Origin of the sequence: Hyalangium gracile (assembly GCF_020103725.1) — a bacterium.
GTDB classification, from domain to species: domain Bacteria; phylum Myxococcota; class Myxococcia; order Myxococcales; family Myxococcaceae; genus Hyalangium; species Hyalangium gracile.
Window position 1 is genome coordinate 125481 of record NZ_JAHXBG010000029.1, and the last position, 21272, is coordinate 146752.

At 70.5% G+C, this 21272-nt stretch carries 17 protein-coding genes; 7 read left to right on the forward strand and 10 right to left on the reverse strand.

Translation table 11 applies throughout. The annotated features are described in order from the left end of the window. Positions 1-68: 68 nt before the first annotated feature. Positions 69-728, reverse strand: a complete 660-nt coding sequence (locus tag KY572_RS39240; RefSeq protein WP_317987958.1) for a peroxiredoxin — start codon at positions 726-728, stop codon at positions 69-71. Between KY572_RS39240 and KY572_RS39245 the strand changes: the two genes are divergently transcribed. The 5 genes from KY572_RS39245 to KY572_RS39265 all read left to right on the forward strand — a co-directional run bounded on the left by KY572_RS39245 (position 670) and on the right by KY572_RS39265 (position 6308). Next, a complete protein-coding gene (locus tag KY572_RS39245; protein ID WP_224248855.1) occupies positions 670-2760 on the forward strand; it encodes a chloride channel protein in 2091 nt (696 codons plus the stop codon). The genes KY572_RS39240 and KY572_RS39245 overlap by 59 nt on opposite strands. 311 nt (positions 2761-3071) lie before the next feature. Continuing rightward, positions 3072-3734, forward strand: a complete 663-nt coding sequence (locus tag KY572_RS39250) for a LuxR C-terminal-related transcriptional regulator (protein WP_224248856.1) — start codon at positions 3072-3074, stop codon at positions 3732-3734. Between the two features lie 216 nt (positions 3735-3950). Further along, entirely contained in the window at positions 3951-4199 is a 249-nt protein-coding gene (locus tag KY572_RS39255; protein WP_224248857.1) for a hypothetical protein, read from the forward strand. Between the two features lie 213 nt (positions 4200-4412). After that, entirely contained in the window at positions 4413-5336 is a 924-nt protein-coding gene (locus KY572_RS39260) for a DUF4202 family protein (protein WP_224248858.1), read from the forward strand. Between the two features lie 396 nt (positions 5337-5732). Further along, positions 5733-6308, forward strand: a complete 576-nt coding sequence (locus KY572_RS39265; protein ID WP_224248859.1) for an NADPH-dependent FMN reductase — start codon at positions 5733-5735, stop codon at positions 6306-6308. 9 nt (positions 6309-6317) lie between these two features. Here KY572_RS39265 and KY572_RS39270 read toward each other — a convergent pair whose 3' ends face one another. After that, positions 6318-7616: a GspE/PulE/PilB domain-containing protein gene (locus KY572_RS39270; RefSeq protein ID WP_224248860.1), complete on the reverse strand. Its 1299-nt coding sequence runs from the start codon at positions 7614-7616 to the stop codon at positions 6318-6320. A 183-nt stretch (positions 7617-7799) separates the two neighbouring features. On the opposite strand from KY572_RS39270, the gene KY572_RS39275 reads away from it, so the two are divergent. Further along, positions 7800-9233 carry a hypothetical protein gene (locus tag KY572_RS39275; RefSeq protein ID WP_224248861.1) on the forward strand — a complete coding sequence of 478 codons (1434 nt, stop codon included), beginning with the start codon at positions 7800-7802 and terminating at the stop codon, positions 9231-9233. A 24-nt stretch (positions 9234-9257) separates the two neighbouring features. On the opposite strand, the gene KY572_RS39280 is transcribed toward KY572_RS39275, so the two are convergent. From KY572_RS39280 to KY572_RS39315, 8 genes are all read right to left on the reverse strand, one after another. Continuing rightward, positions 9258-9815: a hypothetical protein gene (locus KY572_RS39280; RefSeq protein WP_224248862.1), complete on the reverse strand. Its 558-nt coding sequence runs from the start codon at positions 9813-9815 to the stop codon at positions 9258-9260. A 191-nt stretch (positions 9816-10006) separates the two neighbouring features. Then, positions 10007-13327, reverse strand: coding sequence for a hybrid sensor histidine kinase/response regulator (locus KY572_RS39285; protein WP_224248863.1), 3321 nt, complete (start codon positions 13325-13327; stop codon positions 10007-10009). A gap of 143 nt (positions 13328-13470) precedes the next feature. Next, on the reverse strand, positions 13471-15315 hold the full coding sequence (ftsH, locus tag KY572_RS39290) for an ATP-dependent zinc metalloprotease FtsH (RefSeq protein ID WP_224248864.1): 1845 nt from the start codon (positions 15313-15315) through the stop codon (positions 13471-13473). Positions 15316-15476: 161 nt separating this feature from the next. Beyond that, positions 15477-16010: a peroxiredoxin gene (locus tag KY572_RS39295; protein ID WP_224248865.1), complete on the reverse strand. Its 534-nt coding sequence runs from the start codon at positions 16008-16010 to the stop codon at positions 15477-15479. A 57-nt stretch (positions 16011-16067) separates the two neighbouring features. Continuing rightward, positions 16068-17348: an amidohydrolase family protein gene (locus KY572_RS39300; RefSeq protein WP_224248866.1), complete on the reverse strand. Its 1281-nt coding sequence runs from the start codon at positions 17346-17348 to the stop codon at positions 16068-16070. 138 nt (positions 17349-17486) lie between these two features. Continuing rightward, on the reverse strand, positions 17487-17933 hold the full coding sequence (locus KY572_RS39305) for a hypothetical protein (protein ID WP_224248867.1): 447 nt from the start codon (positions 17931-17933) through the stop codon (positions 17487-17489). An 11-nt stretch (positions 17934-17944) separates the two neighbouring features. Then, positions 17945-18388 carry a hypothetical protein gene (locus KY572_RS39310; RefSeq protein ID WP_224248868.1) on the reverse strand — a complete coding sequence of 148 codons (444 nt, stop codon included), beginning with the start codon at positions 18386-18388 and terminating at the stop codon, positions 17945-17947. Between the two features lie 31 nt (positions 18389-18419). After that, the gene (locus KY572_RS39315; protein ID WP_224248869.1) at positions 18420-18869 is read right to left on the reverse strand and encodes a hypothetical protein; all 450 of its coding nucleotides are present in this window, start codon (positions 18867-18869) and stop codon (positions 18420-18422) included. A gap of 157 nt (positions 18870-19026) precedes the next feature. Between KY572_RS39315 and KY572_RS39320 the strand changes: the two genes are divergently transcribed. Then, positions 19027-21150: a protein kinase domain-containing protein gene (locus KY572_RS39320; RefSeq protein WP_317987959.1), complete on the forward strand. Its 2124-nt coding sequence runs from the start codon at positions 19027-19029 to the stop codon at positions 21148-21150. Positions 21151-21272: the final 122 nt, after the last annotated feature.

Below are 21272 nucleotides of genomic sequence, written 5' to 3' on the forward strand. Positions count from 1 at the left end.
AAAAATGCGAGGCGCGTCCAGGGGGCAATGCCAGACGCGCCTCGCGGTGATGCGGAACGACGTGCGGCTCAGATTTCCCCGAGAGCCTGCTGAGGGAACGCTCGCGCGTCCACTTTCGGGTAGTACGCCTTCACCTTCCCGTCCGGCCCGATGATGACGCCCACCCGACGAGCATTGGGTGCCTTCGCGTCGTCACATGCGCCGTAGGCCAGCCCGACCTTCCGGTCGGTGTCGCACAGCAGCGGGAAGTTGAACCCGAACTTCTCGGAGAAGGCCTTGTTCTCCTCGGGGGTGTCGAAGCTGATGCCCAGAATCTCCGCGTTCTTCTGCTGGTACTGCGCTCTCTGGTCGCGGAACCCGCAACCCTCGGCCGTTCAACCCGGTGTGTCCGCCTTCGGGTAGAACCAGAGCACCACCGTCCTTCCACGGTACTCGGACAGCGAGTGCGTCCTGCCGGTGTGGTCCCGGACCGTGAAGTCCGGAGCCACGTCTCCTGGCTTGAGCATGGCGCAGCCTCCTCTCACGGCGCCGGAGCCCCCGCCGTGTTTCCTGGTGTCCCACCGCTCCGGAGGCCCCCCTCTAGCACGGCAGCCTTCCAGGCGACGACAGCCCCACACCCAGAGTCCTTCCTTGAACGGTGCGCTCGAGAGGGGTTTAGTGGGAGCCCCAATGAACGACGAACCTCCGTCAACCCGCGCGGCGCTGCGTGCGGGAGCGCGCCGGCTCATCTCCGCGGCGCTGCAGGCCTCCAACCGGCTGCGCCTGCCCGGCCCCTCGGTGCTGCCCGTGGCGGGGGCGGTGGTGGGGCTCTACAGCGGCCTGGTGGCGGGCATCTTCACCAACCTGATCGTCCTGGTGCGAGGGCTCACCGCCGGCGCGACGGAGCTGACGTACCGGCTGCGGCTGGTGGCGCAGCTCCAGTCGCTGTGGGAGGCGCTGGCGGCGGCGAACTGGCACGGGGAGTACGCCATCATCGCGACGCCGCTGGCCTTCGGGGCGCTGGGCCTCTCGCGCGTCATCGAGCCCGGAGGCCACCGGGACGAGGTGAAGCGCCGGCTGCGCCTGCTGGCCCTGCTGGTGTTGGGAGCGCTCTCGCTCTACTACCCGCTGGTGGCGCTGACGGCCGTCAACACGCTGTTCCGGCACCCGCGTGGCATGCCCGGCACGCTGGAGGTGCTGCCCTGGTGGTTGATGCTGGTGGCGCCGACGCTGGGTGGCTACGCCGTGGGCCTGCTGCTGCGCAACCGCCCGGAGACGCACGGGCATGGAGTGCCGGAGGTGGTGCGAGCGGTGAAGCGCGGCGGCGAGGAGCTGCCCGCGGAGAAAGGCCTGCTCAAGCTGGTCGCCTCCGCCATCACCATCGGCAGCGGAGGCTCGGCGGGCCGCGAGGGCCCCATCGTCTACGGCGGCGCCTCCTTCGCCTCCACGGTGGGGCGGACGCTGGGCTTCAGCCGCAAGGAGCTGTCCATCCTGATGGCGTGTGGCGCGGGCGCGGGCATCTCCGCCTCGTTCAATGCCCCCATCGCCGGCGCGGTGTTCGCGATGGAGATCATCCTCCGCGAGTTCGAGCTGCGCGTCTTCTCCCCCATCATCCTGGCGAGCGTCGCGGGCACGCTGGTGAGCCAGGGCGTGCTGGACCAGGAGGCCCTGCTGCCACGGCTCAACTACCAGCTCCTGAGCGGCTGGGAGGTGCTCCTCTACGTGCTGCTGGGGCTGCTGTGTGGCCTGCTCGCGTTCGCCTTCGTGCGGATGCTGCACGGGGTGGAGCACTTCTTCGCGGGGCGGAGCCAGGGCAGGCTGTCGCCCTGGCTCGCGCGGCGCCCGCTGCCCATGCGGGCCGCGCTGGGAGGCCTGTGCGCGGGGGTGCTCGCCTTCCTCAGCCCCACGGTGTGGGGCTCGGGCACTTCCTTCATCCCCCTGGCCGCGGTGGGCAAGCTGAGCCTGCTCTTCCTGGCCACCGCGTGCCTGCTCAAGCTGGTCGCCACCGCGCTCACCATCGGCAGCGGAGGCTCGGGCGGCACCTTCTTCCCGGCGGCGCTGATCGGCACCATGGCGGGAGGAGCCTTCGGCACGCTGGCCCACCTTCTCTTCCCGGCCAGCACCGCTCCGAGCGGCGCCTACGCCATCGTGGGGATGGGCGGCACGGTGGCGGCGCTCACGCGCGGCCCGCTCACGGGGATGATGATGGTATACGAGCTGAGCGGGAACCACGCCATCATCCTGCCGCTCATGGTGACGTGCAGCATCGCCTCCGCGCTGTGCCACTACCTCACCGAGCGCAAGGCGCCCAAGGTGCAGAGCGACGCGGATCTGCTGGCCAGCACCCAGGTGCGCGCGCTCATGCTCGAGGTGGCGCCGGTGCCCGCGAACCTGCACCTGGAGCCGCTGATGGAGGAGCTGCTCTCGGCCGAGAGCGGGACGCTGCCGGTGCTGGACGCGGAGGGGACGGTGTATGGCATCGTCCAGGTGGAGCAGATGCGCGAGGTGTGGAAGGACCCGGCCCTGCACGCCATGCTCGTGGCGAGCGATCTGGCGCGCAAGCTGCCGGTGCTCTCGCCCACGAGCGACCTCACGCAGGCGCTCCGGCTGCTGGACCACGAGGACGTGGACGCGCTGCCCGTGGCCGGAGCCCATGGCAGCACCACCTGCGGCCTCATCACCCGCGCGGCGATCCGGCGCCTGCTCCACGCCCACCACACGCGCCTGCACGCGCGCGGCGAGCCGGTGGTGGCCCCCACCGAGACGACCCTGGTGGGGTGAAGCCGCGCGCCCAGGGCACGGGCGTCCTCATGTGCATCGCACCACAGTCGCCTTGACTCACCCCTTCCAACCTGCCAGTGTCTCAGCGTAGGGCACAACCTGTCAGGTCGGGCGGGCAGGCGACAGCACGCGCACCGGTAGGCTCCGGAAGATGGCAGAGGAGCCCGAGGCTACATCAGCGGCGCAGGGTCGCGCAGGATTTGCGGAGTGCTCGGAGCCCCGCGCAGAAGTTGCGCGAGGTTCCCTTCCGTCCCTTCCGTTCAGTTGGGAACAGGGCTTGCAGAACCTGGTGGGCGAAAGGGAACCCCACCGTGCGTGAACCAGTCATTGCCATTCTGTCGGACCAGAACCTGTTTCGAGAGGGGCTCGTCCAGCTCCTCCAGTCCCAAGGGTTCCACCGCGTCGCCGAGTACCGCTCGGCCGCGGAGCTTTTGGGCGCGCTGACGACCAGTCCGCCGCGACTGGTGCTCATCGACATGGATCACGGCACGGACGATCCGTTCCCGCTGCTGCGGGAGTTCCGCCACCGCGCGCCGCGGACGACGGTGGTCATCATCGGAACGGCGCTGCAGAGCGGCGCGGCCCATGCGAACGCGGATGCCGTGCTGGAGATGCCCTCGGCCGATGCCCAGGTGCTGCGCGCCGTGGCGAACCTGGCGCTGGCGGCCGATCAGGCAGGCCCTGTGCCCCCACCCTCGGCGGAGGCCCTGCACCAGCGCAAGCTCTGGTCCACGCTGACGCCTCGGCAGCGCGACGTGCTGGGCTTCCTCTCCACGGGCTCGGACAACCTGAAGATCGCCGCGAACCTGGGCATCTCCGAGCGGGCCGTGAAGGCCCACGTGTCCGCGCTGCTGTCGCTCTTCAACGCGGAGAACCGGACGGAGCTGGCCGTCCTGGCGTGCAGGGCTGGCATGCGCCCGCCCATCCGGACTCGGCCCGAGCCCGTCCCCGTGGCCGAGCCTCGCACCGTCTGAGGCGCGGGCCGCTCCCGGGCCCCGCTCCACCCGGGAGTTGGTGGCATGGGGTATGACATGCCCCGCGGGGTGAATCTCTCCAGGACGATTCCATCGGATGATTCACCTCGCAGCATTCCGCAACGCATGCTGCGTTTCGCAACAGCAACACATCCAGGCACAGGCAAGCCCGCGAGGGCTACCCGGCCTGGGGGGGGAAGACCGATGGAAATGCCCATGATGGGGAGCAGCAGTGCTTTGCTCGAAGGCGCGAAGCGGGAAGACTCGCTCGAGCTCATCGCAACCAAGCTCCGACTGCCCCTGAGCGTGCTCAAGCAGTCCGCGGAGGGCCTGGCGCAGCAGCTCCGGGACTCGCAAGGAGACCCCACGGACATCACCGCCGCGGAGGACCTGGTGCACTCCGCGGAGAGGATGAGCCAGCTGGTCCAGCTGCTCATCCAGGCCAGCCGCGCCCCGGACGCCTGAGGCGCGAGCCGAGACTCAGGCCACGCCCTTCACCTCGCGAGGGGCGGGCTTGGGAGTCCCAGCGAAAGTTCTTCAGCTCGCGCTTGACGATCACCCTGCCGCATCTGTGCGGTGGACCACGGATGCCCTGTCCACGCATCCAGTAGTGGCCAGGGGTGGGAGCCACCAGGATGCGCGACGGTCGGCCCAGGGTGGGCCCCCAGGGGAGGCTGGATGCTGCGGCGGCTACTGCTGTCCGAAGTCGACACCATCTCGGAGGCTCGGGAGGAGTGGGCGCTGCTCGCCGAGGAGTTCCCCACCGTGGACGTCCTGCCCCTCGCCTCGGGCGAGGGCACCCAGGTGCTCTGCCTCGACGTCGAGGAGTGGCAGGCGCCCGGCTTCGACCCCTTCACGTGGGATCCCCGCGTCTTCGCGGCCGCAGGCGCCGAGTGCCTCTCGCTCCACCTGGTGGGAGCTCGGGGCAAGGCGCTCGCTCGCGCGGCGATGGAGCTCCTCACGCGCTACCAGGGGCTCATCGGCCGGCGCAACACCGCCTCCTCGGCGGACGTGTTCGACCGCATCCTCGAGCGACACCGCGCCCTGCACGATCTGGCCAAGCCCCTGGTCCGCGCGGACTACCAGCACGCGCTGGACACCTGGCAGTGGGTGCTACGCCTGGAGCCGCGGGCCGACCTGGCCGTGCAGGTCGCGGCGCTCTTCCACGACGTGGAGCGGCTGCTCTCGGAGGCCGACGCCCGGGTGGAGCACAAGGCGGAGAACTATCAGATCTTCAAGGATGCCCACGCGGCGCTCGGCGCGGAGCTCACCTGCGCCCTGCTGGAGGAGCTCCAGGTGGACGACACCACCTGCGAGCGCGTGCGCTGGCTCGTCACCCGGCATGAGCGGCCAGGAGAGGACATGGCCCTCACGCTCATCAACGACGCGGACGCCCTCTCCTTCTTCTCCCTCAACTCCTCCGGCTTCGTCCGCTACTTCAGCCCCGAGCACACCCGCCGCAAGGTCGCGTACACCCTGGCCCGACTGAGGCCCGAGCAACGCCCACGCCTGGAGCGGGTCCGCCTGGCGCCGTCCGTGAGAGCGCTGGTCGACGCACACCTCCTGGAGGCTCCCCTCGGGGCACGGGAGGGCGCCGCATGAAGCTCGTCATCTTCGGCCTCACGGTCAGCTCCTCCTGGGGCAACGGCCACGCCACGCTGTGGCGAAAGGCCACCGCGTCGTGTTCTTCGAGCGGGATCAGCCCTTCTACGCTCCCCATCGGGATCTCACGGAGCTGCCTCCGGGCGGAGAGCTCATCCTCCACCCCTCATGGGAGGAGGTGCTGCCGCGCGCCATCGGCGAGCTCTTGGACGCCGACGTGGGCATGGTGACGTCGTACTGCCCGGATGGCGCGTTCGCCTCGCGCTGGGTGCAGGACGCCCCGCTGTGCGTCCGCTGCTTCCACGAACGAGTTCGCGGCCTTCCGCGCGCATGGCGCGCCGCTACGCCTGGGCAAAGGCACCGCCGGGCTCCTCGGACTGTGCGAGGATCCCGCCCATGAAAATCCAGGTCATCATCGGGAGCATCCGCCCCAACCGCTTCGCCGAAAAACCCGCTCAGTGGATCCTCCAGGAGGTCTCGAAGCGGGAAGGCGTCGAGGCCGAGCTGATCGATCTCAAGGACTACCCGCTGCCCTTCTTCGCGGAGCCGACGCCTCCGGCGCGCATGAATGGCAACTACCCGAACGAGGCCGTCACCCGCTGGTCCCGGAAGGTGGCGGAGGCGGACGGCTACATCATCGTCTCGCCCGAGTACAACCACGGGTACTCGTCCGTCCTCAAGAACGCGCTGGACCACCTCTACAAGGAGTGGAGCCGGAAGCCCGTGGGGTTCGTGGGCTACGGCGGCGTCGGCGGGGCGCGCGCCATCGAGCAGCTGCGGCTGGTCGCCCTCGAGCTCGAGATGGCGCCCATCCGGGGCGCCGTGCACATCCAGGCCGACGTGTTCACGGCCATCAACAACGGAAAGCCGGATGCCTACGAGCCGCTGAAGTCCACCGCCACCCGGTTCCTCGACCAGCTCCTGTGGTGGACCCGGGCCTTGAAGACGGCCCGGGAGCAGGACGGCAAGTAGCCAGGCCGCTCACCGCTTCGCCTTCCTCTTCCCCGGACTCGTCGCCTCGGCCTTGAGGCTGAGCACCGTGTAGAGGTTCATCATGTAGGTGCTGTTGTCCGGGTCGAGGTCCGCCGCCTTCTGGAAGAGCGCCGTGGCCTTGGCGTAGTCCCGCCGCTGGTTCAGCAGGATCATCCCGAGCCGGTTGTAGAGCGGCGCGGGCCTGGGCTGCTGGGAGATGCCGCGCTCGAGCGTCTCGATGGCCTCTTCTATCTTGCCGCTCCGCTCCAGCTGCACGACGCGCTGGAGCACTCCCTGGGTCGCATCCTCGCCCCTGGGAGCCGCGGGAGCCGCGGGTGCGGGAGGAGGCGCGGGCGGCGGTGACGGGCTCCGGGCGGGCGCGGGCGGCGGTGGACTCCGGGTGGGCGCGGGAGCAGGACTTGCGAGCTGGGTGATGCCTCGCTCCGCCAGCGACTCGAAGATGGCGTGCAGCTCCACCCCGCTCAAGGACGTGATGCGGGCGATGTCCGAGATGGAGGTCCGGCCATCCACGAACGACAGGATGTAGGCCTCGAACGGGTTGAGCGGCTTCTCCGCGATGTCCAGCCCACCGATGATCCTCGGGATCCTCGCGACGACCGCCGCGTCCGGCGAGAACGAGGAGACGCGGGTCTTGTCGAGGTGCGGAGGCGCTGGCACCTCCCGGGCCATCTGCCGCTCGGGCGACGTGAGCAGCGCTCGCACCAGGGAGACGTTGTCCCGGGGAGGAAGATCGTCCGGGCTCCGCACGAGGAGCAGCTCGCACCGAGCGCACTGGAAGTCACCCTCCATGATGGGCGCGCCGCAGTGAGGACACGCGTCGTCATCCGGCATGTGCTCGAAGGCCTGGGCGTCCGCGTAGTAGTGCTTGCGGATCGCCGCCCGGATCGCTCGCCGCACCGCGACGAAGGGCAGCACGCGCGACACCCCCACCGTCCGGCAGATCTCCTCGACCGCGCGCTGTCGCTGAGGCTCGGCGATGGCGACATAGAGCCCACCCGCGTCATCCAGCCGCAGGGGCATGAAGTCGAACCCCTCCGCCAGGCGCACCGGCACGCGCTCGATCAGCGCGGGCTCGATGCGGGCCTGGGCGAGCTTCGCGGTGGACACGAAGCGCGTCTTGAACTCCTGGGCCAGCAGGCGCAGCACCGGCGTCTCGTCCAGTCCGAGCCGCACCAGACACTCCCCGAGCTTCTGCCCCGTGGCCTTCTGCCGCTCGAGCGCTCGGGCCAGCATCGCGGGCGTCAGGACACCTTCCGAGACGAGCTGCTCCCCGAGTTTGCGCGCCATGCCTGATTCAAGGACGGCCGGGATGCTCCGTCTACAGCAGGAGTGGCCTCGCAGCCTGGACGCAGGTGGCACGCTGACACACCACCGCGCACACGGTCACTCCACGAGCGGAGAAGTCCGGGATCCAGACGGTCCACCACCGGACAAGGAGGCGTGAAGCAGCACCCACCGATGGGAGGCACCGTGAGGTTCACGAGCAAGTACCTGGCCGCGGCGTTCGCAGCGCTCTTCCTGGCCGTCCAGCCCGGATGCGGGGGCGGCGACGGCGGAGGGGACGGGGGTGGTGGGGGCGGAGGAGGCGGCGGCGGTGGCACCACGCAGCCTCCGGATGACAACGAGAGCCGCAGGCAGGGTGAGTCCCTCAACTCGCTCGAGTCGCGCTGGAAGCGGGCGGTCAAGGACAAGCCGACCGGCGTCCCCGCCACCGTCAGCCTCACCGGCAACTCGCTCTTCCTCAACACGAACGGAAAGGCTCAGGTCGACGCCCCGGGAGTGCTCGTGCCCGCGCCCCTGTTCCCGAAGAACCAGCGCGCCGTCTTCTTCGCCGACGCCCAGGTGGGCGCGGAGACGGGGCTCCTCGTGCTGGAGGGCCCGCAGCTCCAGCTCACCGCCGGCACGCTGGGAGTCGTCGACGTGGGGTCCGCGATCGCTCGCACGCAGCCTCCGAGCGGCAGCACCGTGCCTGTCGTCGAGCTGGGCACCTACGACAACCTGAGCGGCTCCAACCCGTCGGCGACCTTCCCCTCGGACTGGAGCGGCACGGACAGCTCCCTGTTCTTCTCCGATGGGGCGGCCGTCCACGCCACCAACCTCACCCTCACCGGCTTCACTCGCGGCCTGCTGGTGACCAGCACGGGCACCACGCCGATCACCGGGAGCGTCACCATCACCTCCGCGACCAAGATGTACTGGGACAAGGAGTCCCGCATCCAGGTGGCGAGCAGCACCGTCCAGAGCCCCGCGTTCGCGCTCGGCGGCGAGGTGGAGGCCGGCGCGCTCAGCTCCGCGGACGTGCAGCAGCTCTCGGCGCCTCCGAACATGCTCAAGGGCCTGGGGGCCCAGGTGACGATCCGCCCCGGCAGCGTGAAGAGCGAGGGTTCCTTCTCGCTCACGCAGGCGGTGAGTCAGGACGGGGCGCTGCTCCTGCAGCCCGACATGGAGTTCGCCTTCGACACGACGCCGGTCACGGTGAAGACGGGCCAGCGTGTGCTGATCCCGGTCGTCTACCGGGAGAAGGGGCGCAAGGGCGACGCCGTGCTCTCGGAGCTCCAGGTGTCGGGCAGCGGCAAGGACGCGGTCAGCGTCCCGCTGGATCGGGTGGAGACCTACCTCGAGCAGCTCTGGACGACGGTGGCGGAGAACGCCATCCCGCTGGGCTTCCTCGCCATCCCGCTCGCCCCCCTGTCGCCGTTCATCGCCTTCGGTGAGGCGCTCTCGTGCCTGTTCACGACGTGCCCCGAGGCCTACCCCGTGTGGATGAGCACGGGCGAGGTCGACCGCTTCCACATCATCGTCCAGGGCAAGCTGGCGCCGGGCACCTACGACGCGTCCGTCACGCTCGTGGGCCGCAACTACGCCCCCGTGACGATCCCCGTCCAGTTCACCGTCACCGAGTGACGGCGAGGCCTCCCGAGCCGGAGCTCAGGCCAGGGAGGCCACGTGCACCACCTGCTGGAACCGCGAGGCCTGGGCCTGAAGGGCCTGCCTCGCGGCGTCGCTCAGGCCGAAGACGATCACCCGGTGCCCCGTCAGGGAGGCGTTGAGCAGCAGCTCGAAGACGCCCTCATCGGTGGGAGACAGGCGCTCTGCCTGGAGGATGCCGATGGCATCCGGATCCTGGCGGAGCACGGCCCGGACCATCTGTACCAGCTCGGCCGCGGGCTGCTGCAGCTGGAAGTAGGACGCCCTCTTCATCCGCTTGTCCACCTGCCCGATGAACTCCCTGGGCAGGCTGAAGAGCCCGTGCCACTCCGTCAGTTCGGGGAACCACGCGAGGAGTGGATCCGGTGGGTACAGCGCATCGCGGATGAGCAGGAAGCGGGCGGCGTCGCCCCCATCACCGTCGAAGGTGATCCAGCGCGCGCAAGTCTCCCCCAGGTGCTTGCGGTCGGCGTTCGCCTCTTCGAGGAATCGCGCCAGCTCCTCATCCGAGACTCCCGCGCGCCACAGCCCGCGCGTGACGGCGCCGGTGACCTTCACAAAGAGACAGCGGCCTTTTCTCCCGGGCCCAGTGGCCCAGCGAGGCGGCCCCGTCGCAGGCCGCGTTGAAGCCGGGCTTCACGAACCAGGAGTCCCGAGCGCCCGCCTCGACAAGCAGGTACACCTCGGGCTTCGCCTCGCGCAGCGCGGAGGAGAGCTGGCACGGTCGAGCCGTGCAGGCAGGAGGGCGCTCACCCTGCTTCTCTTTCTCCCCTCCAGGCCTGCTCCAGCGCGCTGCGGAGCTGCGCCAGCGCATAGGGCTTGGGCAATACGACCACGCTGTCGAGCTGTTCCACCTCTCCGTCCATCGCCGAGTTCCCGTATCCCGAGGCGATGATGATCTTCGTGTCGGGCCTGTCCCTCCTCACCTCGCGAGCCAGCTCCAGCCCCGACATGCCCGGCAGGGTGATGTCCGTGAGGATCACGTCGAAGCGCCCCGCCGCCAGAGCGCCCCGCGCCGCCTCGGCGCTCTCCACCTCCACCACGTCGTGCCCGAGCAGCTCCAGCAGCTCGCCAGCCGACGCGCGGATCTCCTCGTCATCCTCCACCAGCAGCACCCGCATGCTCCGGGGCGGCTCCTGCACGGGCACGCGCTGGGACGGGGTGGGCTCCGGCGCGCTGGCGGCCCGGGCCACCATCCGCTGCTCGCGCTGGTTCAACAGCTGCCGCACCTTGCGCGCCAGATCCTCGCGGCGATGCGGCTTGCTCAGCAGATTCACGCCGGGATCGAGCCGCCCGCCATGCACGATGGCGTTCTCCGCGTAGCCCGAGGTGAAGAGCACCTCGACATCCGGCAGCAGCGCCTTGGCCTGCCGCGCCAGCTCGGTGCCGCGCACGGGGCCGGGCATCACCACGTCGGTGAACACCAGGTCCACCGGGATGCCGCTCTGGAGGATCGCCAGCGCGCTCTGACCGTCCACGGCCTTGAGCACGCGGTAGCCCAGCTCGCCCAGCATCTCCACCACCGTGCTGCGCACCTCCGCGTCGTCCTCCACCACGAGGAGCGTCTCGGTGCCGCCCTCGATCGGCCCTGTGAGGACCTCGGCGGGAGCCATCTCGGGCTGCAGCGAGCGAGGCAGGTAGATCTTGATGGTCGTGCCGTGGCCGACCTCGCTGTAGATCTTCACGTGCCCGCCGCTCTGGCGGACGAAGCCGTACACCATGCTCAGGCCCAGGCCCGTGCCACGGCCCTCGGGCTTGGTGGTGAAGAAGGGCTCGAAGGCGCGCTTGAGGACCTCCGGCGTCATGCCGCTGCCCGTGTCCGAGACGGCCAGCAGCACGTACTGGCCGGGCACCACCTCCGGGTGCAGGTGGGCGTAGTGGTCGTCGAGCATGGCGTTGCTGACCTCGATCGTCAGCTTGCCGGCGCCCTCCATGGCATCCCTGGCATTGATGGCCAGGTTGAGGATGACGTTCTCCAGCTGGTTGGGATCGACGAGCGTGTTCCACAGCCCGCCCGCGGAGACGGTCTCCACCTCGATGTCTTCTCCCAGGGCGCGGCGCAGCAGATCGTCCATGCCTCGCACCAGCCGGCCCAGGTTGAGGACCAGGGGCTCGAGGGGCTGACGGCGTGAGAACGCGAGCAGCTGGGCCGCGAGCCGGGCGCCCCGGTCGACGGCCGTGGCCGCCGCCTTCACCCGCCGCAAGGCGCGCTCGTTCCCCGCCACGTCCCGCTGCAGGAGCTGGAGGTTGCCGCCAACGACCTGGAGCAGGTTGTTGAAGTCGTGCGCCACGCCTCCGGTGAGCTGGCCGATGGCCTCCATCTTCTGCGACTGGCGGAGCTGATCCTCCGTCTGCCGCTGCTCGGTGATGTCCCGCGCGACGGCGTAGAGCACGCCATCCTCGGGCACCGGCACCGCGGTCCACGAGAGGACGCGGTAGGAGCCGTCCTTGTGCCGGAAGGTGTTCTCGAACCGCTGCGTCAGGTAGCCGCCGGCCAGCCGGGCCACCTCCTCCTGGGTCTTCTCATGCTCTCCGGGCGGCTCGAGCCAGGCCGACGTCCTTCCCACCAGCTCCGCCTCGCTCCAGCCCAGGACGGTGGTCCACGCCGGGTTGACGCTGATGAAGCGGCCCTCGAAGTCCGCCACCAGCAGCAGGTCCTGGGAGAAGTTCCAGATGCGATCGCGCTCGCGGGTGCGCTGCTGGACGCGCTGCTCGAGCTGCTCGTTGGCCCGGCGCAGCTCCACGATGGCCCTGACCCGCTCGCTGGCCGCCCAGATGCGGTCGGCGACGTTGCGAATGAAGGTGAGCTCGTCCTGGGACCAGTCGCGGACCTCCCGGTCATGCAGGTAGAGGATGGCCACCAGGTGCCCGTGCTCCAGCAACGGCACGTTGAGCAGGCTTCGAATGCCGAGCGCCCGCAGGTTGGCGCCTCCCCTCACGGTCGTCGGGTCACTCTCGACGTCCCGGATGATGACCGTCTCGCCCCGCCGGAGGTTCTCGATGTAGCTGCCGTAGTCGGCGAACCGATGCCGCCCCGCCACGCTCTGGATGCCCGGGTCGGCGCGCCAGTCCCGCTCGATCTCGACGTACTCCTGGGACTCATCGACCGAGCCGTAGCCCGCGCGCTGGACGCCGAAGAGGCGGCCGACGATCTCCATGGCGGCGCCCGCGATGTCGGCGGTGTCCCCCATATCCCTCAGCCGGTCACCCACCTCGACGAGCGCGGCCTGGCGCAGCTCCGCCTTCTTCCGCTCGTCGACGTCGAGCAGCACCCCGGGGAAGCGCAGCGGCTTGCCCTCGGGGCTGAGCTCGCAGCGTCCGTTCGCCTGGAGCCAGCGGTAGGAGCCGTCGAGCTGCCGAACGCGGTACTCGGCGCGGTACGGTCCGCCGGTCTCGAGGGTCCGGGCGATCAGCGCCTCGATGCGGGGACGGTCCTCCGGGTGGATGGACTCGACGACCACGCCGAGCGGCAGCCCCTGCGCGGCCTGCTCCGGGGTGAGGGAGAAGGCCCTGGCGAAGCGCTCGTCGGCGGTGAACCGGTCGACCGTGATGTCCCACACCCAGGTGCCCACCACGGCGCCCGCGTTCAGCGCGAGCTGGATGCGCTCGTTGGCTTCGCGCAGCGCGTCCTCGGCGAGCCGGCGCTCCGTCACATCCTGGGCGACGCCGATGAGCCGCACGGGCTTGCCCTGGGCGTCCCGGACGAACTCCGCGCGCCGGGAGATCCACCGCACCTCGCCCGTATCGGGCCGGCGGATCCGATACTCGACGGAGAGCTTCGCCCTGCCCTGGAGCCGGGTCTCCGGCGTCGAGGCGACGTTCCGGTCTTCCGGCAGGAGGAGCGACTCGACCTCGGAGGCAGGCATCACCTCCCGCGGCTCGATGCCGAACACCCGGCAGAACTGAGGGCTCACCGTCAGCATCTGGGCGGCGATGTCCAGCGTGAAGACCCCGACGCCGCCTGCCTCCTGGGCCAGGCGCAGGTGCTCGCCTCGCTCCCGGAGCCATGCCTCGGCCGACTGTCGCTCAGTCTCTGGGGCCTTCGCTTTCTCGGAGTCGTGGGGGCTCATGGACGAAGCTGGGAAACGCTCGTTACCAGGACTGTGGCCGTTCGCTCCACCCTTCCGCAACGAGGAAGGTCTTCATCCAGGCAAGCTCATCGTCCTGCCAACAGCCCGAGCGGACAGGCAGGCGTCGAGGCGGTGGCAGTGGCTCACGCCGCGTCGCGGGCGGGCGGCTCGAGCGGCTTGCCCGAGCCCGGCTCCGCGACCAGCGCGGCCAGCTCCTCCCCGCTGAGCGTCTCCTTCTCCAGGAGCCGCGCGGCCGCCTTGCGCAGCACCGCCTCGCGCGCGCCGAGCAGCTCGCGCACCCGGGCGTGCTGGGCCTCCAGGAGGTGGCGCACCTCGTCGTCGATGCGCCGGGCGATCGCCTCGCTGTAGTTGCCCCGCACCCGCGACGGGCCCGTCTCCAGGAAGGGGGAGGCCTTGCCGTCATCGAACGTCACCGGCCCCAGCGACTCGCTCATGCCATAGGAGGCCACCATGCTCCGGGCGATGTCGGTGGCCTTGAGCAGGTCGTCCTGCGCCCCGGTGGACACCTCGTGGAAGACCAGCTCCTCCGCCACGCGGCCTCCCAGCAGCATGGCGATGCGGTCCATCAGCTCCTGGCGCGTCATCAGGAAGCGGTCCTCGGTGGGCACCTGGATGGTGTAGCCGAGCGCGGCGATGCCGCGAGGGATGATGGACACCTTGCGCAGCGACTCCGCCCCGGACAGCGCCAGGCCCACCAGCGCATGCCCCAGCTCGTGGTGGGCCACGCGCTCGCGCTCCAGCCGGTTGAGCACCCGGTGGCGCTTCTCCAGCCCCGCCACGGCGCGCTCCACGGCCTCCTCCAGCTCGGCGCGTCCCACCTTGTCCTTGTTGCGGCGGACGGCCAGCAGCGCCGCCTCATTGAGGACGTTGGCCAGGTCGGCGCCCACCATGCCCACCGTCATCCCGGCCAGGGCCTCCAGGTCCGCCGGATCCTCCAGCGGCACCGAGCGCGCGTGGACCTTCAGGATGGCCAGCCGGCCGCCGCGATCCGGCCGGTCCACCAGCACGTGCCGGTCGAAGCGCCCCGCGCGCAGCAGGGCCGGGTCCAGGATCTCCGGCCGGTTGGTGGCCGCCATGAGGATGACGCCGATGCGGGGGTCGAAGCCGTCCAGCTCCACCAGCAGCTGGTTGAGCGTCTGCTCACGCTCCTCATGGGGCATGGGGCCGGCCTGGCGCGCCCGCCCCAGCGCGTCCAGCTCGTCGATGAAGATGATGCAGGGCGCCTGCGCCTGGGCCTGCTGGAAGAGGTCCCTCACGCGCGCGGCGCCCACGCCGACGAACATCTCCACGAACTCCGAGCCGCTGATGCTGAAGAAGGGGACCTTCGCCTCGCCCGCCACCGCGCGCGCCAGCAGCGTCTTGCCCGTGCCGGGAGGGCCGACCAGCAGGACACCCTTGGGGATCTTCCCGCCCAGCTTGCGGAACTTCTCGGGTGTTTGGAGGAAGGAGATGACCTCCGACAGCTCCTCCTTGGCCTCGTCGACGCCAGCCACGTCCGAGAAGCGGACGGGGATGTCCTTCTCCGCGTAGATGCGGGCCTTGCTGCGCCCCACCGCGAGGTAGCCCCCCGGCTCCGTCGAGCCGCCCCGGCGGGCGAGGTTCACGAAGATGAGCAGGCCCAGCGGCAGCAGCCACATCCCGATGGACATCCAGGGGCTGTCCGGCACGACGCCGGAGACCTTCACGCCGTGACGGGTCAGCTCCTCGAGCAGGGCCGGATCCTCCACGCGCACGACGGAGAAGGTGCGAGGGTTCTCGCCGGGGCCGACCTTGTAGTGGCCATCGATGCGGGTGGGGAAGAGGAGGACCGACTCCACCTTGCCCTGCGCCACCGCCTCACGGAACTCCGAGTAGGAGAAGGGCGCCGGCTGCTGCGCGCGCATGAGCTCCTGCACGGCGATGGCCCCGAGCACGAGGAGCACCGGGAGGACCCAGGGCCTCCACCAGGATGGCTGCTCCTTCTTCATCACCTGCTCCTCTCGAGGTCCGCCCGTCCGGTCCATCCGGGTCCAGGCCTGTCCTCCAGTGCAGGTGATGTGCCGGGGCCCGGCCCAGGCAGGGCGCCCCCGGGGCCCGCAAGAGCTGCGGAGCCCCTCCAGGGAGCGCAAAAGCTGCGCTCCGCTCGCCCCTAGGTTCCGGCGTCCGAGGGCGTCCCCGCGTCCGGCTTCGAGCCGGGCTTGCGCAGCGGGCACGCCATCACGGCGCCCTCGGGATCGATGGCGTCCTTGCCGGACTCCACCTTGAGGATCTTCCTCCCCTCGCCGATGACGAAGGTGTAGCGCTGCGCGAAGGACACCACCGGTGTCTTCACGTCGAACGCCTTCACCACCTTGCCATCCGGATCCGGAATGAAGGCGAACGGCGCCTTCAGGGACTCCTTGAACTTCTTCAACGTCGCCGCGTCATCCATTGAGACGGCCAGGACCTGGCCGTTGAGCTTCTCGATGTCCGCGTACCGGTCCCGGTACGCCGAGAGCTCGCGCGTTCAACCAGGTGTGAACGCCTTGGGGAAGAACGCGACGATGACCGGGCCCGTCTTCACCAGCTCCGACAGCGTGTGCGTCTTGCCGTCGGTGTCCGTCACCGTGAAGTCCGGCGCCGTGTCACCCGCTTGAGGGACAGCGCTCGAGAACAAGCCCGTCACCAGGATGGGTAGGAGCATGCCCCGGGTCTTAATGGCCCGCCCGCCCGGAAGGCAAGCGCCGCGGTGCTCCCGCTGTCACGTGCCGGCCATGCGCGCCCACACCGCCGCCGCGGCCTCGCGCGCCTGGTCCGCCACCACCATCGGGTTCACCGACAGCGGCCGGCGCGCCCAGATGCGCCAGCTGCCGTCCACCATCACCGCCTCCACGTGCCGCGAGCCCAGGCCGAACACCACGTGCCAGGCCAGGTTCTCCGGAGTGAGCGGCGTGGCCGGCAGGTAGTCCAGGATGAGCAGGTCCGCCAGCGCTCCCTCGCGCAGCGGGCCCACCTGCAGCTCGAACGCCTGCGACGCCAGCCGGTGGCCGTTGGCCAGGTAGCGCAGCACGTCGATGGGCTGCCCCGCCTCGCGCGAGCGCAGGTACGCCGCCTGCGCCTCGGCGAACAGGTCCGCCGAGAGGCTGTCCGCCCCCAGCGTGGCGCGCGCGCCGAACTTCAGCGCTGGCGCGTACCCCACCTCCAGCCGCTGGTTGGAGCGCGGCGTGTGCACCAGCCACGCGCCCGTGCTGATCACCTGCGCCAGGTCTCCCCAGGCCAGGTGCCCCGCGTGCGCCACCAGGCTCTGGGGCGACAGCAGCCCCACGTCCATCAGCCGCGCCACCGGCGACGCGCCGTGCCGCTCCACGGAGAGCTTCTCGTCGAGCGGATCCTCGGCCAGCGGCACGTGCAGCCCGGTGTTCGTCGTGGCCACCGCCTGCTTGAGCCCCTCCAGCGCCTCGTTGCCCAGGGTGAAGCACTGGCCGGAGCCCACCTGCCCGCGGAAGCGCCCCTTGGCCTTCTTCGTGAAGGAGACGGTCTCCTCCAGCCCCTCCTCGCGGCCCACCGCCCCCGCGCGGTCCGTCACCGCGTAGGACAGCACCCCGCGCACCCCCACCTCGTGGAGCCCGCGCGCCACCCGCGTCAGCGAGCCCAGAATCTCCTTCGGCGAGGAGTGCAGATCGAACACCGTGGTGGTGCCGCACTGCAGCGCCTCCAGCCCGCCCGCCGTGGCCGCCACCTGCACCGCGTCCAGGTCCAGCGCGCCCTCGTAGCGCCAGCGCACCTTCTCCAGCGCCTCCTGGTAGCTGTCCAGCGCCGGCTCGGGCATGCCTCGGCCCAGCGACATGTGCAGCCGGTGGTGCGCGCTCACCAGGCCCGGGAAGACGAGCTTGCCCGACAGCGCCACCACCTCGTCATCCGGCTGAGGCTGCAGATCCGGGCCTCGCGCCACGATGCGCGCATCGTCGATGCGGAGATCCACCCGCTCGACGGTGGCCGGCTCCAGCTCTACGACATATCCACCCTTGAGGACGGTACCCAACGTCGCTCCCACCTCGCAGCTGCCAAGGAAAGCCTCTCGCCCGGGCCCTGGCAGTCCAGGTTCCCGGCTCTTTCAGACGTTACCACCCTGCTCCCCCCCTCGCGCCAGCAGCGGGGAGAGAGGTAGGTGCGAGTGCTCTCAGCGCACCGCCACCGGAGGCTTGACGGCGTCCTCGGCGGGCCGGGCCGCGCTGCCGCGCCGCAGCTTCACCACCTCGGCCGTCACCGTCACGCTGCTGGGCAGGGGGACGAAGAAGAAGATGGCCCCCAGCACCTTCTGCACCGGCAGGTACTGCGTCTGCCGGAAGCGCACGTTGATGGCGCCGTCGCCGCCCATCTGGCGAATCTGGGGGATGAGGACGTCCTGGAAGCCGGACTGGAGGTCGGTGCCCACCACGTCGGCGAAGCCGAACAGCAGCACGCCCGAGCGCGTCACCTGCACCATGCCCAGCGACTCGTAGGGCTCCGGGATGTTGCCGGCGGTGACGAACACGTCCTGGCCGCCGCGGTCCGAGGGGACGGAGGCGGTGTTGATGACGGTGCAGCCGGTGAGGGCCGCGAGCGAGACAGCGAGCAGAAGGCGCATCGGAGGGGGCCTCACGGAGCGGAGAGGAACTGGATGACTTCGCCGGTGACGATGACCGAGCGGTTGCGGGTCTTCACCTCGCCCTTGCCGCTGGCGACGTTGGACACCGTCTCGGAGAGATCCGAGATGCGTTCGATCTCGGTGGGGGGGTTCTCGTCGAGGAACTCGATGTGGATGACGCCGTCACCGCCCATCTGGGCGGCCACCTGGGCCATCGTGCCGCGGATGGTGCTGTCCAGGCCGGCCTCGCCCATGTCCGACACGCCCGCGACGGTGACGCCGTAGCCCGTCACCTGGGCGAAGCCCACCGTGCGGTAGGGGCGCGGCGAGTGGCCGGTGGTCAGGAAGATGCCACGGCCGTCCTCGGCGGACGGACGGCTGGACAGGGGCGAGCCACGCACCGTGGCGCCACAGCCGGTGGCCAACACCAGGGAAACGAGCAGCAGGAGTCTCACCAGGAACTCTCCAGGAGCGGGAAGTCAGGGCTCAGCGAGTAGGGGGCACGACGCTCGCCCCCATGCCTGGCGCGGCGGCGCCCGCCTCGAGCTTCACCACCTCGCCGGTGATGGTGGCCTCGCTGGGCAGGGGGAAGAAGAAGAGGATGGCGAAGAGGATGCGGGTGGGCAGCGTGTACTGCGTCTGCTGGAAGCGCACGTTGATGACGCCGTCGCCGCCCATCTGGCGCACCTGGGGCAGCAGCTGCTCGTCCAGGTCTCCCTGCAGGTCCGTGCTCGCCGGATCCGCGAAGCCGAAGAGGATGGCGCCGCGCCGCGTGGCCTGCACCACCCCCAGGCTCTTGTAGGGGCCCGGCAGGTCCGAGGTGGTGACGAACACGTCATGGCCGCGAGGCGTCGAGGGCGCCCTCGCGACATCCACCGCCGTGCACCCGCTCGAGGCGAGCAGCACTCCCAGGAGCAGACCCAGCCGACCACACATGCACTTCACCTCCGTTGCCGCGCGGGGCGGTAGCGTGGGGCGGGAAACATCTCGGGGCAAATTTCCTGCCTTCCCGCCCTCTGTGCCGGCAGCCAGGCACCAAAACGCCCATGGGAGGCAGGACGCGGGCCCTCGGGATACGTAGACTGGGCGCGCCGTGAGCCCCCCCGAACAGAACCCCTCCTGGCTGGGTCGCTACCGCCTGAGCGCGCGCATCGCGACGGGCGGCATGGCGGAGGTGTATCTGGGCCGCCGCATCGAGGAGAGTGGCCAGCGCGGCCCGGCGGTGGCGGTGAAGCGACTGCTGCCGCACCTGGTGTCGGACCGGCGCATCGTCCAGATGTTCCTCAACGAGGCGCGCATCACCGCCCAGGTGCACCACCCGAACGTCGTCACCATCCTCGAGCTGGGCATCGAGGACTCCGAGCCCTTCATCGCCATGGAGCTGCTGGAGGGGCGCTCGTTCGCGGAGCTGCGCGCGGAGGCGGCCGAGCGAGGCCAGCGCGTGCCCCTGGGCGTCACCCTGCGCGTGCTGGTGGAGGCATGTCGCGGGCTGGACGCCGCGCACCGGGCCGTGGACGAGGCTGGCCGGCCGCTGCGCATCGTCCACCGGGACTTCACCCCGGACAACATCCACGTGGGCGTCAACGGGGCCATCAAGGTCATCGACTTCGGCATCGCCAAGGCGGAGACGCTCGGCTCGGGGACGGAGCCCGGTACGCTCAAGGGCAAGTTCTTCTACATGTCGCCGGAGATGATCGTCGGCAAGACGGTGGATCACCGCGCCGACATCTTCGCCGCTGGGGTGATGCTCTACGAGCAGCTCTGCGGCCGGCGGCCCTTCACCGGACTGAACCCCGAGGAGGTGCTGTCGCGCATCGCCGAGGGGCGCCCCAGGCCGCCCACCGCGTTCGATCCGTCCGTGCCCCACGCGCTGGAGCACATCTGCCTCACGGCGCTGCACCGCGAGCCGGAGGCGCGCTTCGAGTCCCTCGAGGTGTTCACCGAGGCCATCGAGAGCGTGGGCGGCCAGGCGGAGGTGGCGACGACGGAGCAGGTGGCCGCCTACGTGGAGCAGCTCTTCCCGCTGGACCGGGATCCGAAGCGGCAGGCGCTGCAGCGCGCCCGCTCGGCGGACCCGTCGGACTCCGGCTCGCAGGCGCCCCAGCCCGTGCTGGACGTGGCTCGGGCCATGGCGTCTCGCGCCTCGAGTCCCCAGGGGCCCACGCAGCCGCTGATGAGGCCCCCCGCCAGCATCGCCACCGAGAAGTCCCTGCCGCCCGGGCCCGCCACGCTGCCGCCCGAGCCGGCCACGGTTCGCGCCGAGCCTCGCGCGCGCCCGTCCCGGCGCCTGCTGCCCATCGTGCTGGGCGCCGTGCTGGCCCTGGCCGCCGTGGGAGGCGGCGCGGCGTGGCTGCTGCTGCGCCCGAGCGTGCTGCCCGCCGAGCGGATCGCCACCGCCGAGGCCGCCTCCAGCCGCGAGGAGCGGAGGTCCGCGCTGAAGGGGATTGCGCAGGACGAGAGCGCCACGGCGCAGGAGCTGGCCAGGGCGGGCTCGCTGCTGCTCGAGGTGGGCGGGCATGACGAGGCGATGGAGATCGCTGAGGCCTACACGCGGCGCTTCCCCAAGGACGTGGAGGCGCAGTTGTTGACGGCGCGTGCCGCCACCGAGCTGCGGATGGGCAAGCGGGCCGAGCGAGCCATCGAGGATGCCACCGCGCTGGCGCCCGGGGATGTGCGCCCGGCGCTGGCGCTGGCCGAGCTGAGGGAGCGCCAGGGAGACGTGTCCGGCGCCATCGCCGCGCTCTCCAAGGCGTACGAGAAGCGCCCGAAGGATGCACGGATTGCCCCGCGCTATGGGCGGCTGCTGTCCCAGGGTGGGAAGCTCGACGAGGCCTCGGACGTGCTGAGCGCGTGGACGAAGGACCACAACGACGCGGAGGCCCTGGCCGAGCTGGCCTTCGTGCGCTACCGCCAGGAGCGTGTGGAGGACGCGGCCTCGCTGCTCAAGCGTGCCCTCAGGAAGGCACCGAAGCTCGCCATCGCCCACTACTACCTGGGCGCCATCCTCTTCCGGCAGGGAGACACGGCGGGCGCCGAGCGCGCATACCGCGAGGCGGACCAGCTCGCGCCGGATGACCCGCGAGCCCTCTCCGCTCGCTGCCAGATCCACGCCCGCCAGGGCAATGCGTCCGCCGTGGCCGAGGCGAAGCGGGAGCTGACGAGTCGCTTCCCGGATAGAGCGGAAGCGCTCACGGCGCAGTGCAAGCCGACGGACTGAGCCAGCGAGGCATGGCGTCGTATTGCGGATCCAGCGCTGTGGCTGGGTGAGGAAGCGGTGTCGTAGCGTGAAGCCCTCCACTGGCTGAGGGGGGCTTCCGATGAGCACGTGTCTGGCGTGGG

Coding starts and splice junctions, on each gene's coding strand:
- KY572_RS39245 (WP_224248855.1), top strand. CDS start 670: ATGAACGACGAACCTCCGTCAACCCGCGCGGCGCTGCGTGCGGGAGCG.
- ftsH (WP_224248864.1), bottom strand. CDS start 15,315: ATGAAGAAGGAGCAGCCATCCTGGTGGAGGCCCTGGGTCCTCCCGGTG.
- KY572_RS39305 (WP_224248867.1), bottom strand. CDS start 17,933: ATGCGCCTTCTGCTCGCTGTCTCGCTCGCGGCCCTCACCGGCTGCACC.
- KY572_RS39265 (WP_224248859.1), top strand. CDS start 5,733: ATGAAAATCCAGGTCATCATCGGGAGCATCCGCCCCAACCGCTTCGCC.
- KY572_RS39255 (WP_224248857.1), top strand. CDS start 3,951: ATGATGGGGAGCAGCAGTGCTTTGCTCGAAGGCGCGAAGCGGGAAGAC.
- KY572_RS39285 (WP_224248863.1), bottom strand. CDS start 13,327: ATGAGCCCCCACGACTCCGAGAAAGCGAAGGCCCCAGAGACTGAGCGA.
- KY572_RS39270 (WP_224248860.1), bottom strand. CDS start 7,616: ATGGCGCGCAAACTCGGGGAGCAGCTCGTCTCGGAAGGTGTCCTGACG.
- KY572_RS39260 (WP_224248858.1), top strand. CDS start 4,413: ATGCTGCGGCGGCTACTGCTGTCCGAAGTCGACACCATCTCGGAGGCT.
- KY572_RS39315 (WP_224248869.1), bottom strand. CDS start 18,869: ATGTGTGGTCGGCTGGGTCTGCTCCTGGGAGTGCTGCTCGCCTCGAGC.